Raw genomic sequence first — 13,279 nt, 5'->3', positions numbered from 1 at the left:
GCGGGTGATCGGTCGCGCGCTGCGGTGCGCTGGCCCTGCGCGCCCGGCAAGCCTAAGCTTGCGCCCACGACGATGTGGCAATCCCTACCTGAGTTCGGGACCGGCGTCCTTTACGCCATTCTGGTCACCGCGGCGTATACCTTCGCCGTCGGTCTCGCGTCGGCGCGCGGGCGGCCGCGGCTGCTCCAGGCCGCGCGGCTCGGCGCGTACGGCACGATCGCGCTGGTCGGCCTCGCGGTGCTCGTGCTGGCGTACGCCTTCGTCAGCCACGATTTCCGGATCGCCTACGTCGCGCAGTACAGCGACCGAGCCATGAGCACGCCGTACCTCATCGCCGCGCTCTGGGGCGGGCAGGACGGCTCGCTGCTCTGGTGGATGTTCCTGACCGCGCTCTTCTCGGGCACCTGCGTCGTCTGGCTGCAGCGCCGGTATCTGGAGCTCCAGCCTTACGTCATCGCGACGCTGATGAGCGTCCTGATCTTCTTCGCGGCGCTGATGATCTTCGCGGTGAACCCGTTCCGGACGAGCGTGGCGGGCGCCCCGCTCGACGGCAACGGGCTGAACTTCCAGCTGCGCAACTTCTACATGATCATCCACCCGCCGAGCCTCTACATCGGCTTCACGAGCGCGGCGGTCCCGTTCGCGTTCGCGATCGCCGCGCTCGCCACGGGCCGGCTCGACAGCGAGTGGATCGTGGCGACGCGCAAGTGGATGCTCTTCTCCTGGCTGTTCCTCTCCATCGGCAACGTGCTCGGCATGCTGTGGGCTTACGAGGAGCTCGGCTGGGGCGGCCCGTGGGCCTGGGATCCGGTCGAGAACGCCGCGTTCCTCCCGTGGCTCACCGCGAGCGCCTACGTCCACTCGACGATGATCCAGGAGCGCCGCGGCATGCTGAAGGTGTGGAACATCTCGCTCATCTGCGGGACGTTCTTCCTCACCATCTTCGGCACCTGGCTCACGCGGTCCGGCCTCATCGCGAGCGTCCACTCGTTCGCCCAGTCCGGCATCGGCATCTGGTTCGTCGGCTTCATGGCCGTGATCCTGGCCACGTGCACCGCGCTGATCGTCTACCGCCTGCCGCGGCTGCGCAGCGACGGGCAGTTCGAGTCGATGCTGTCGCGCGAGGCCGCGTTCCTCTTCAACAACTGGGGCTTCTTCAGCATCATGATCTTCATCGCGGTCGCGACGGTGTGGCCGCGCATCAGCGAGTGGCTGCTCGACCAGAAGTCGACGCTCGGGCCGACGTTCTACAACATGTGGCTGCCCCCGATCGCGCTCGTGGTCTTCCTGCTCATGGGCGTCGCGCCGCTGCTCGGGTGGCGGAAGACGTCGCCGGAGCTCTTCCGGAAGAGCTTCCGCTGGCCGGTGCTGGCCACGGTCGTCACGGTGGCGCTCCACCTGACGCTCGGGAAGCGGGTGGGATTCGCCCCGTTCGTCGCCGTGGACCCGATCTACCCCGGCCAGTTCGGCGACGCGCTCGCGAAGCTCGCGTCGACCTACCCGTTCTTCACGGTGGCCATCGCCGCGTTCAACATCGCCGTGGTCGCGCAGGAGTTCGCCCGCGGCATCGCGGCGCGGCAGAAGCGCGGGAAAGAGCCGCTCTTCACCTCCTTCTACAACCTCGTCGCCAGGTCGCGGCGCCGCTACGGCGGCTACATCGTGCACGTCGGCATCTCGGTGATGTTCCTCGGGTTCGCCGGCCGCGCGTGGGGCGTCGACAAGGAGATCAGCCTCCACCCGGGCGAGTCCGTGCAGATCGAGGAGTACCGCCTCACCTACGCCGGCCCGCGCATGGAGGTCGACAGCGAGAAGCGGATGGTCTTCGCCGACCTCGACGTCGAGCGCCACGGCGCGCCGATCGGCCGGATCAGCCCCGCGAAGTTCATCTACAAGGCGTCCCCGGAGGCGCCGTCGACCGAGGTCGCGCGGCACATCACCGTCAAGAACGACCTCTACGTGATCATCGGGATGGCGAACCCCCAGACGAAGGTCGCTTCGTTCCAGATCCACGTGAACAACCTGATCTCGTTCATGTGGTTCGGCGCGGGCATCCTCATCCTGGGGGCCCTCGTCGCGATGTGGCCTGACATCGCGCTCGAGGAGGCCGGCGCGTTCGGTTATGTGCGGGCGGCGGGGTCCGTCACCGCGTCGGTCGTGTTCGCCTTCCTGCTCGCCGGCGGCCCGTCGCAGGCCTACGGGCACCCCGTCCAGGAGGGGCTCGGGCGGCCTGTCTTGGTCGCGCCCGGCGCGGCGGACGGCGACGTCCGCGCCCCGGGCTCCGGCGCGTCGCTTGATCCCGGGCGGTCGCCCGCGATCGGTGCCATCCTCCCGACCGCTGCCGAACCGAGGCAGCCGGCGTTCGAATGAGCCGCACGCGAAGACTCATCCAAGGCATCACCCTCCTCGTCGCGGGCGCCCTCGCCCTCGTCGTCCTGCTGCGCTCGCCGGAGTTCGCCCACAGCCAGCAGCTCGGCGAGGGGATGCAGCGCTCGGGCGTCGTCGGCATCGCGAACGACATCGAGCGCAAGCTCTTCTGGAGCCTGATCTGCACGTGCGGCTGCCCGCGCGAGACCCTCGGGACGTGCACGTGCGGCACCGCGCACGAGCGCCGCGACCAGCTCCGCGCGGCGCTCGCGTCGGGGCTGTCGATCGAGGCCATCCAGGCCGCCTACGCCGAGCGCTACGGGGCGGAGGCGCTGGCCGTGCCGCCCAACAAGGGGAGCCAGCGGCTGCTCTACCTCCTCCCGCTCGGCGCCATCGTGGTCGGCGCGGGCATCGTCGTCGCGACGCTCCGCCGATGGAAGCGGCGCAGCGACGAGGCGGGCGCCGCCGGCCAGCAGCGATCCGCGAAGGGCGTTGTCCCCGGCGCCCGTGACGATTACGACGACAAGCTCGACGAGGAGCTCAAGAGCCTGGACCGCGAAGACCGCGAATGAGCGCCGAACAGCCCGCCAAAAGCGCCACCTCGGCCACGGCCGACGAAACCGTGACCCGGGGTACTGACTCGCCGCTGGAGCGGCAGATCGTGCACTACGCCCGCTTCGGGGCGCCGCTCGCGGCGCTCGTCGGCGCCGGCGTCGCGGGGCTCGTCGCCGGGCCGCCCGCGGCGATCCTCGTGCTCGCGGGCGGCGCGCTCGTCGCCGTCATCGCCATCTTCTGGGCGAGCCTCCGCGTGCTGATCGGGGAGACGCCGCTGAGCGGCGCCGACGCGTACGCGATCGGCGCGCCGCGCGCGGAGGAGGAGCAGAAGCAGGCCGTCCTGCGCGCGCTCAAGGACCTCGAGTTCGAGCGGAGCGTCGGGAAGATCAGCGACGAGGACTACGCCGAGCTCGTCGCGAGGTACCGCGCCGAGGCGAAGCGGCTCCTCCGCCTGCTGGACGCCGACGCGCAGCCGCGGCGCGAGCAGGTCGCGGCGCTCGTGGAGAGGCACCTCCGGCGCGCCGGGCTCCAGGACGACGGCGCGCCCAAGGAGCCGGACGAGGCCGCGGCGACGGCGGAGCCCGCGGCGACGGCGGAGCCCGCGGCGACGCAGGGCGTGGCGTGCGGGGAGTGCGGCACGCTGAACGACGAAGACGCGGTGTTTTGCAAGAAGTGCGGGACGAAGCGCGCGCTCGGCGCGCCTCAGGACGACCCGGCTGCGACGGACGACGCCGCGGCCAGCGTCGATGAGGATGAGAACGACCGCAGGAGGGCCTCGTGATGCGCTGGACCGGGTGTACCGCGCTCGCCGCGATCGCCTCGCTGAGCATCACCGCCGCGCAGGCGGTGCAGGCGCAGCCGGCGGCGTCGGCGCAGCCCACGGCGGACAAGGCCGCGCCGGCGCAATCCGCAGCGGCGAAGCCGGGTGAGAAGCCGGCGGCGACGCCTGCCGGCGCCGGCGGTCCTGCTGCGACCTCGACGGCCGTAGCGGCGGACGCGGGCGCGCCCGACGCGGCGAGCGAGCTCCCGCCGGGGCATCCCGAGGTGGGGCAGGCGCTGCCTTCGGGCCATCCGCCGGTGGGGAAGCCTCCCGCGGCAAATGCGGCTTCCCGGCGCGCCTCGGAGCAGCTGACGGGCATGTTCGATGCGCCCGATGACACCGTCCAGGAAGACACAGGGCTCCCGCCCGGCGTCCTCGTGCTCACCGTGCAGGACGCGGATGGGAACCCCGTCCCTCGCATCTCCGTCGACGTCGACATCTTGCAGAGCTCGGTGACGAAGGGCGACTCGCGCGAGCGCATCAGCCGCGAGACGGACGACGCGGGCACCGTCCGGCTCGAGAACCTCGCGATCGCCGGCGGCACGAGCTACGGCATCTCGATCACGCGCGACGGCGGAACGTTCTCGATCCCGCATTTCGGACTCAGCGCCGAGGCAGGAAAGCGGGCTGTGCTCCACATCTACGACGCCACGCCGAACGTGAGCGGCCTGATGGTCGGGACGCAGGGCATCGTCTACCTCCAGCTCCGGCAAGACTCGATCTCGGTGGAGCAGCTGTTCCAGGTCTTCAACCTCGGCCGCGTCGCCTGGCTGCCGAACGAGACGTTCGCGCTCCCGCGCGACTACAAGGCCTTCAACAAGACCGAAGGCATGGGCGAGGAGATGCGCTTCGACGAGGTCAAGGGCACCGGCGTGGCGCTGCGCGGCACCGTGAGCCCTGGCCGGCACGAAGGGCAGTTCCGCTGGCAGGTCCCGCTCCATAACGAAGAGCGCCAGACGATCCGCATCGAGCTGCCGCCGCGCATCGCCCAGATGCGGGTGATGGCCGAGGCGTCGAAGTCGATGACGCTGAACGTCGCCGGCTTCCCCGCGGCCCAGCGCACCCAGAACCGGGACGGGAAGAAGATCCTGATCACCGAGATGCAGGGCACCCGCATGGAGGGCGGGATGAAGGTCATCGAGATCACGCTCGGCGGGCTGCCGACGCCGGGCGTGGGCCGGTGGATCGCGCTGGTGCTGGCCGGCGCGACCGTGATCGGCGGGGCCGCGCTGAACCTGGTCCGGCGGCGCGACCAGGACCGCGGGCCCGACGACGAGGAGCGGCGGGAGCTGCTCGAGGCGCGGAACGCGCTCCTCGACGAGTTCGTCGAGCTCGAGCGCGCGCGGAAGCGGGGCGACGTCGGCCCGAAGACGTACGATCGCGTCCGTGCGGCGCTCCTCGACGCGCTCGCGCGCATCGTGGCCATGATCGAGGCCAGGCCGGCGCGCGGGAAGGCCGCTGGCGCGCGCGAGGCGGCCGGCGCGCTCAAGGCCGACGCCGCTGGATCGCCGCGCTCCTGAGGGGTGGGGGCAGCACCGGACGTCGGGCGGATGCCGGGGAGGAAGGCCGGCCTCGCCGCGGGCGCGGCCCTCCTGATCGGCGCCATCGTCGCGCTCGCGCTCCATCGCGCGGAGCCGCCGGCGCGCTGCGCGCCGGGGATGGTCGCGCTCGGCCCGCGGTGTTGCGGCGAAGGCCAGCGCCTCGATGACGCCGGCCGCTGCGCAGGCGCGCCGGGGCGATGCGGCGCGGGCCTCACGGTGACCGCCGCTGGCTGCGTCGCGCCGGGCGCGGCCGTCCGCATCGCCTCCGGGACGCTGCGCCTCGGGCCGAGCGACTGGGAGGCGCAGGGCATCGTCGAGCCGCGCGCGGTGTTCGTCCCGGCGTTCTCGCTCGACGCGTTCGAGATCACCGAGCAGCGCTACGCCGCTTGCGTCGACGCCGGCGCGTGCGCCCCGCTCCCGCTGCGCGGCGAGCCCGGGATCCCCGTCACGGGCGTCACCCTGGCCGAGTCGGCTCGTTATTGCGTCTTCGCGGGCGGGGCGCTCCCTTCGCGGGATCAGCTCGCCTTTGCCGCGGCGGGCGACTCGGGCCGGCGGTACCCGTGGGGCGACACCGGCGCGGTCTGCCGGCGCGCCGCCTTTGGCCTGCGAGCGGGCCCGTGCGGCTGGGGCGCGACGGGCCCCGAGCTCGCCGGCTCGCGCCCCGACGGCGCCGCCGTGCACGCGGGCGGTCGGGTGTTCGATCTGGCCGGCAATGTTGCCGAGTGGGCGGCCCCTGATCCGCTCGAGGGCGAGTTCTCGGGAACCCACGGCGGATCATGGACGGATGGAGCCGCGGCGGCGCTCCGCACCTGGAATCGTCGCCTTGTCCCGGTATCCACCCGAGCGCCGGATCTCGGCTTCCGGTGTGTCTATCCACCGTAGCGCTCGCAGGCGCGCCCCGCTCGGCGGCGGGCGGGTGGGGGAGGGGACGGGGTAGGGGGACAAACGGGGTAGGGGGACAAACGGGGTGGGGGGACAAACGGGGTAGGGGGACAAACGGGGTAGGGGGACAAACGGGGTGGGGGGACAAATGGCGTAGGACGACAAAACCACCTCGTATTCCGACCGCAAAACAATCCGGAAACGCGCTCCGGCGGCGCCGGATGGAGTTAGAGTCCCAAGTCCCAATGACTGTCGCGCTTCTCTCGATCGGGACCGAGCTCACCCGGGGCGAGATCATCAACACCAACGAGGCCTGGCTCGCTGCCGAGCTCACCGCAGCGGGCTTCACGGTCAGCGAATCCAGCACCGTCGACGATGACATCGATCGCATCGTCGCCGCGGTCCGCCAGCTCGCGAGCGCGCACCGGCTGGTGATCGCCACCGGCGGCCTCGGTCCCACGACCGACGACCTCACCGCGAAGGCCGCGGCCCGTGCGATGGGCACCGACCTCGTGCGCGACGAGAGCACGCTGCTCGCCATTCGCCGGCGCGTCGAGAGCCGGGGCAAGACGATGAACGCGGGCCACGAGAAGCAGGCCGAGGTCCCCGCCGGGTCGGAGATCCTCCCGAACTCCTCCGGCAGCGCGCCCGGCTTCGGCATCCACCTTGGCGAGTCCACCGTGTTCTTCCTCCCGGGTGTACCGCGGGAGATGAAGAGCATGTTCGCCGAGCAGGTGCTGCCGCGCGTGCGGCCGGCCGCGCCGAACAACACCTTTCAGGTCCGCCTCCGCACCTACGGCCTTCCCGAGTCCACGCTGGGCGAGCTCCTGAAGGGCGTGGAGGAGGCCCATCCCGGCATCACGCTCGGCTACCGGGTGCACTACCCGGAGGTCGACGTGAAGGTCCACGCCCGCGCCGCAACGCAGTCGATGGCGCACGAGCTGGCCTTGAAGGCGACGGCCGATGTCCGCGGGCGGCTCGGCACCGCCGTGTACGGGGAGGGGGGCGACGCCTTCCCGGAGATGGTCGGGCGTTCCGTGCGCGCCCGTGGCTGGAGGCTCGCCGTGTCGGAGTCGTGCACCGGCGGCCTGATCTCTCACCTGCTCACCAGTTATCCGGCGAGCGACTACCTGGTTGGCGCCGCGGTCACCTACGCGAACAGCGCCAAGACGCGGCTGCTCGGCGTCGCGGAGGACACGCTGCGCGGCCACGGCGCGGTGTCGGCCGAGGTCGCCGCCGAGATGGCGCAGGGCGTCCGCCGCCTCTGCGAGGTCGACGTCGCCATCTCCGTGACGGGCATCGCCGGCCCGACGGGCGGCACGGCGACCAAGCCGGTGGGCCTCTGCTACTGGGCTGTGTCGCACCCCGGCGGCCTCGTCGTGCGCGACCGCGTGTTCTCGGGGGATCGCGAGGAGGTCCAGCTTGGCGCCGCCTACGCCGTCCTGGACCTCCTCCGCCGCATCGCCGGCAATCTTCCTGAGCGCTGACGCAGGCCGCAGGCCGAGCGCTGGCGCAGGTCGAGCGCTGCCGCGGGCGGGCTGGCGAGCGTCAGTTCGGCGCTGCGCGCGTGAAGGTGAGCCCTCCGGCCCCGCGCTCGATCCGCACCGTGTCTCCCTGCTTGAACTCGCCGCCGAGGATCCGCTTCGCGAGCTCGTCCTCGATGCTCCGCTGGATGGCGCGCTTCAGCGGCCTCGCGCCGTACTGCGGATCCCACCCCTGCTCGATGAGGTAGCCCTTCGCCTCCGGCGAGATGGTGAAGAGCAGCCCGCGTCGATCCAGGCGCTTTCGCAGCAGATCGAGCTGGATATCGACGATCTGCTCCATCTGCTCGCGCGCCAGCCGCCGGAACACGATGAGATCGTCGAGGCGATTCAAGAACTCCGGGCGGAAGTGCTTCCGCACCTCCTCGATGACGGCCGTCCTCACGAGCTCGGCCTTCTCGTCCGCCGGCAGGTTCGCTCGCTCCTCGATCGCCGCGGCCGCCGGCGTCCCGAGGTTCGATGTCAGGATGATGATCGTGTTCTTGAAATCGACCGTGTGCCCCTGGCCGTCGGTCAGGCGTCCATCGTCGAGCACCTGGAGGAGCGTGTTCCAGATGTCCGGGTGGGCCTTCTCGATCTCGTCGAACAGCACCACGCTGTAGGGCCGCCGGCGCACCGGCTCCGTGAGCTGGCCTCCCTCCTCGTAGCCGACGTACCCGGGCGGCGCGCCGATCAGCCTGGCCACCGCGTGGCGCTCCCCGTACTCGCTCATATCGAGCCGCACCATGGCCCGCTCGTCGTCGAAGAGGACCTCGGCGAGCGCGCGCGCGAGCTCGGTCTTGCCGACGCCGGTCGGCCCGAGGAACAGGAACGATCCGATCGGCCGGCGCTCGTCGCCGAGCCCGGCCCTCGAGCGCCGGATGGCGTTCGACACCGCGCGGAGCGCGTCCTCCTGCCCGACGACGCGCCGGCGCAGCTCCTCCTCGAGGCGCAGCAGCTTCTGCATCTCGCTCTCGAGCATCTTGGAGACGGGGATCCCGGTCCATTTCGAGACGACCGCGGCGATGTCCTCGTCGGTGACCTCCTCCTTCAGGTAGCTCTGCTTCGACTGCACCTGGGAGAGGGTGGCGCGGATCGACTCGAGCTTCTTCTCGATCTCCGGGATCTTGCCGTAATGGATCTCCGCGGCGCGCCCGAGGTCGCCGGCGCGCTTCAGCCGCTCCTCCTCGAGCCGGAGCTCCTCGATCTGCGGCTTGAGCCGGCGCAGCTCGGAGATGAGCTCCTTCTCGCGCATCCACTGCGCCCGCATCGCGTCGCGCTGCCCCTGGAGGTCGGCGATCTCGCGCCGCACCTCGTCGAGGCGGACCTTGCTCGCCTTGTCGCTCTCGCGCTTGAGCGCCTGTTCTTCCATCTGCAGCTTGAGCAGATCGCGCTCGACCTGATCGATCGGCGTGGGCAGGCTGTCGATCTCCATACGGATCTTCGACGCCGCCTCGTCGACCAGATCGATCGCCTTGTCGGGCAAGAAGCGCTCGGTGATGTACCGGTTCGACAGGACGGCGGCCCCGACGAGCGCCGCGTCCTGGATGCGGATCCCGTGGTGGACCTCGTACTTCTCCTTGAGGCCTCGCAGGATGGCGATCGTGTCCTCGACGCTGGGCTGCGTGACGAGCACCTGCTGGAACCGCCGCTCCAGCGCCGCGTCCTTCTCGATCCGCTTGCGGTACTCGTCGAGGGTGGTCGCGCCGATGCACCGGAGCTCGCCGCGCGCGAGCGCCGGCTTCAGCATGTTGGCCGCGTCCATGGCGCCCTCGGCCGCGCCGGCGCCCACCAGCGTGTGGAGCTCGTCGATGAACAGGATGATGCGGCCGTTCGAGCCCTCGATCTCCTTGAGCACGGCCTTCAGCCGGTCCTCGAACTCCCCTCGGAACTTCGAGCCTGCGACCATGGCCGCGAGATCGAGCGCCGCGATGGTCTTGTCCTTGAGCGACTCCGGCACATCGCCCGCGACGATGCGCTGCGCGATGCCCTCGACGATCGCCGTCTTGCCGACGCCGGGCTCGCCGATGAGCACCGGGTTGTTCTTGGTGCGCCGCGAGAGCACCTGGATGACGCGCCGGATCTCCTCGTCTCGGCCGATCACCGGATCGATCTTGCCCTGTCGAGCGAGCTTCGTGAGATCGCGTGTGTACTTCTCGAGCGCCTGGAACTTCCCCTCGGGGTCCCGGTCCGTCACGCGCTGATTGCCGCGCACGGCCGCGAGCGACGAGAGGAGCTTGTCGTACGAGAGCCCCGCTCGCTCGAAGATCGATTGGATCTCCTTGTCGGCCTTGATGCCGGCGAGCAGGACGTGCTCTGTCGAGATGTACTCGTCCTTGAGCGCCTTCGCCTCGTCTTCGGCCTTCTGCAGGACCGTGAGCGCGCGCCTCGACAGGTTCGGTTCGGCGCCGCCGCTGACGCGAGGGTAGGTGTCGATCTTCGCGTCGAGGAGGCGCAGCACGCCTGCCGGATCGGCGCCTGCCTTCTGCACCAGGGGCGCGCCGACGCCGCCGTCCTGGCTGACGATCGCCCGCACAAGGTGCTCGGGATAGAGCTCGGGGTTTCCCCGACGGCTGCCGAAATCGACAGCGTCTCGTATGGCCTCTTGGGCCTTCGTCGTCATTCGCTCGATTTTCATGGCCCCTCGAAGCTAAGGCGGGTGCCCCGCCTAGCAAGGGGACAGCCAGGCAAGCGGCTTGCCAAAAATGCTGACGGGCGCTGAAGGGCGCTGACGGGCGTTTGAAGGGCGCTGACGGGACGCCGAAGAGGCGCTGAAGGGGTGCCGAGCGAACAGGGCAGGTGAGCGATGCAGCGGCAGCGCCCTGTCAACCCCCGACCGTGCGCCTCGAGCGGGGGCTCGACGCACCGCACGCCCGGGCGCGGAGCCGGGTCGCCGCGCCCCCGGGCGCAGGCGCCGCGCGGGGCGCGCAGGAGCCGCGCCCCGGCGACGCGGGCTCAGATATCGAGGTTCTTCACGTTGAGCGCGTTCTGCTCGATGAAGTTGCGCCGCGGCTCGACCTGATCCCCCATCAGGATCGTGAAGAGCTCGTCCGTCTTCACCGCATCGTCGATGCGGACCTGGAGGAGAGTCCGAGCGTCCGGGTTCATCGTCGTTTCCCAGAGCTCGTCGGCGTTCATCTCGCCGAGGCCCTTGTAACGGCTGATCGAGATGCCCTTCTTGCCGCGCTCCTCGATGAAGTCGACGAGCGACTCTCCGTTCTCGATGGTCTCCTCGCCGCTCGAGGTGCGCGCCCGGTACGGGGCCGCGCCGATGGACCGGAGGTCCTGCTCGATCGACCAGGCTTCCTGGTACTCCGGCGAGTTCACCAGATCCCAGTCGATGACGCTCTTTCGCGCGCTCGCGCCCGGGCGCGGCACGACCTCGATCCGGCTCGTCCCGTGCTCCGTGTCCCGGGGCGTCGACAGCGTGAGCGGGAACAGGTCCGGATAGCGCTGCTTCAGGTAGGCGCGGAGCTCGTCGGCGGCCGCGGCGACCTTCTTGGTCTCGCGCAGGTCGTCGCGCCCGAGCCCGCTGGACCGCAGCAGCGCCGCCACGATCCGCGCGTCACAGCGCTTGTCGATGTTGGAGAGCACGGCGCGGAACCGCTTCAGCCGCTGCGCCAGCCGGTAGAGCGGCTGGCCCGCGATGCCCGTCTGGGCGCCGCTGGCGACGATCTCGAGCCCGTCCACGGCGTTGCCCACGAGGAACTCGTCGAGGGCGCCCTGGTCCTTCAGGTACAGGTCCCGCTTGCCCTTGCGCACGCGGTAGAGCGGCGGCTGCGCGATGAACAGGTACCCCTTCTCCATGATCTCCGGCATCTGCCGGAAGAAGAAGGTCAGCAGCAACGTGCGGATGTGGGAGCCGTCGACGTCGGCGTCCGTCATCAGGATGATCTTCTGGTAACGGAGCTTGTCGATCTCGAAGCCGCCGGCGTCGTTGATCCCGCAACCGAGCGCGGTGATCAGCGTGCCGACCTCGGCGGAGCTCAGCATGCGGTCGAGCCGCGCGCGCTCGACGTTCAGGATCTTCCCCTTCAGCGGGAGGATCGCCTGGAAGTGCCGGTCGCGCCCCATCTTGGCGCTGCCGCCGGCGCTCTCGCCCTCGACGATGTAGATCTCGCTCTTCTCCGGGTCCTTGGACTGGCAGTCGGCGAGCTTGCCCGAGAGCGAGGTCACGTCGAGCGAGCCCTTGCGGATCACCTCGCGCGCCTTGCGGGCCGCCTCGCGCGCCTTCGCCGCGACGACCGCCTTCTCGATGATCTTCTTCGCGCTCTGGGGGTTCTCTTCGAAGTACTGCCCGAGCTTGTCGCTGACGGCGGCCTCGACGATGCCCTTGACCTCGCTCGACACGAGCTTGGATTTCGTCTGCGAGTCGAACGACGGGTCCGGGTGCTTGATGCTGAGCACGCACGTCAGGCCCTCACGCGCGTCCTCGCCCTGCAGGCCCTGCTTCAGCTCCTTGAAGAGGTTGTGCGCGCTCCCGTAGTTGTTGATCGTCTTCGTGAGCGCGGCGCGGAGCCCGGTGAGGTGGGTGCCGCCATCCCTGTTGTGGACGTTGTTCGTGTAACAGAAGATGGCTTCCGTATAGGAGCCATTCCACTGCAGCGCGACCTCCACGCCGACCGGCGGAGCCGCGGAGCTGCCGCGGCCGTTCGCGCCGTCGCCCGTGGCGCCGACCTCATGCTGCGACACGAAGCTGATCACGTCGTCGTGAATCGGCTCCTTGGTCTTGTTGAGCAGCGACACGAACTCGGAGATGCCCCCCTTGTACTCGTAGATCTCCGCTCTCCCGTCGGGGCGCTGGTCGTGGAGGTGGATGATGAGCCCGGCGTTCAGGAACGCGAGCTCGCGCAGGCGGCTCGCGAGGATGTCGAAGCTGAACTCGACCGTGCTGAAGACGAGCGGATCGGGCTTGAAGGTGAGCTTCGTCCCCGTCTTGTCCGTCACGCCGATCCCCTTGAGCGGCGCCTTCGGCACGCCCCGGGCGTACTCCTGAAACCAGAGCTTTCCTTCGCGCTTGATCTCGAGCTTCAGCCACTCGGAGACGGCGTTCACGGCGCTCACGCCGACGCCGTGCAAGCCCGCAGAGACCTTGTAGCTGGAGTTGTCGAACTTGCCGCCGGCGTGGAGGACGGTCATGACGACCTCTGCCGCGCTCATGCCCTTGGCGTGCATCCCGACCGGGATCCCGCGGCCGTTGTCCTCGATCGACACCGAGCCGTCGAAGTGGACGGTGACCCTGATCTCCGTGCAGGCGCCGGCGAGGTGCTCGTCGACAGCGTTGTCGATGGCCTCCCAGACAAGGTGGTGGAGCCCCGATCCGTCGTGCACATCGCCGATGTACATGCCGGGTCGCTTTCGCACCGCTTCAAGGCCTTCGAGCGCCGTGATGCTGTGGGCGTCATACGACGCCTTGGTGAGGTCGGTCGGCTGGCTCAGGGTGGGTTCCGTCATCTCGGTCCTGGTGGCGCGCCCGCCGCCTCTCACCGGGGGCGCAGAGCGGCGGAGGCCGCTCGGATTGCCGGAGTTCTTGCAGTGGAGGGGCCGGCTCGATGGCAGCTCGTCTGGTGAGACCCGGGCGCCGCGGCCGCGGCGCC

8 protein-coding genes are annotated in these 13,279 nt (G+C 70.3%); 6 read left to right on the top strand and 2 right to left on the bottom strand.

Going from position 1 to position 13,279, the window contains the following annotated elements:
* The first annotated feature begins 72 nt into the window (after window positions 1-72).
* The 6 genes from WMF46_RS43730 (at window position 73) to WMF46_RS43705 (ending at window position 7,649) form a co-directional block, all read left to right on the top strand.
* Entirely contained in the window at window positions 73-2,367 is a 2,295-nt protein-coding gene (locus WMF46_RS43730) for a heme lyase CcmF/NrfE family subunit (protein ID WP_437982639.1), read from the top strand.
* On the top strand, window positions 2,364-2,936 hold the full coding sequence (locus WMF46_RS43725; protein ID WP_437742437.1) for a cytochrome c-type biogenesis protein: 573 nt from the start codon (window positions 2,364-2,366) through the stop codon (window positions 2,934-2,936). Before WMF46_RS43730 ends, WMF46_RS43725 begins: the two co-directional genes overlap by 4 nt.
* Before the next feature lie 50 nt (window positions 2,937-2,986).
* The gene (locus WMF46_RS43720; RefSeq protein WP_437982638.1) at window positions 2,987-3,700 is read left to right on the top strand and encodes a hypothetical protein; all 714 of its coding nucleotides are present in this window, start codon (window positions 2,987-2,989) and stop codon (window positions 3,698-3,700) included.
* Window positions 3,697-5,259, top strand: a complete 1,563-nt coding sequence (locus WMF46_RS43715) for a carboxypeptidase-like regulatory domain-containing protein (protein ID WP_437982637.1) — start codon at window positions 3,697-3,699, stop codon at window positions 5,257-5,259. The genes WMF46_RS43720 and WMF46_RS43715 overlap by 4 nt, the downstream gene beginning before the upstream one ends.
* Before the next feature lie 30 nt (window positions 5,260-5,289).
* Window positions 5,290-6,162, top strand: a complete 873-nt coding sequence (locus WMF46_RS43710; protein WP_437982636.1) for a formylglycine-generating enzyme family protein — start codon at window positions 5,290-5,292, stop codon at window positions 6,160-6,162.
* Window positions 6,163-6,407: 245 nt separating this feature from the next.
* Complete coding sequence (locus tag WMF46_RS43705) at window positions 6,408-7,649, top strand: CinA family nicotinamide mononucleotide deamidase-related protein (RefSeq protein ID WP_437982635.1); 1,242 nt, start codon at window positions 6,408-6,410, stop codon at window positions 7,647-7,649.
* 61 nt (window positions 7,650-7,710) lie between these two features.
* Here WMF46_RS43705 and clpB read toward each other — a convergent pair whose 3' ends face one another.
* Together clpB and gyrB are read right to left on the bottom strand one after the other, a co-directional pair.
* Window positions 7,711-10,320 carry an ATP-dependent chaperone ClpB gene (clpB, locus tag WMF46_RS43700; protein WP_437982634.1) on the bottom strand — a complete coding sequence of 870 codons (2,610 nt, stop codon included), beginning with the start codon at window positions 10,318-10,320 and terminating at the stop codon, window positions 7,711-7,713.
* A gap of 317 nt (window positions 10,321-10,637) precedes the next feature.
* On the bottom strand, window positions 10,638-13,136 hold the full coding sequence (gene gyrB, locus WMF46_RS43695) for a DNA topoisomerase (ATP-hydrolyzing) subunit B (RefSeq protein ID WP_437982633.1): 2,499 nt from the start codon (window positions 13,134-13,136) through the stop codon (window positions 10,638-10,640).
* Window positions 13,137-13,279: the final 143 nt, after the last annotated feature.

It is taken from the genome of Sorangium sp. So ce117 (genome assembly GCF_051524395.1).
Classification (GTDB): Bacteria; Myxococcota_A; Polyangia; order Polyangiales; family Polyangiaceae; genus Sorangium; species Sorangium cellulosum_B.
Note: the sequence above shows the minus strand (reverse complement) of the source record. Positions and strands in the feature narration are given on the sequence as shown.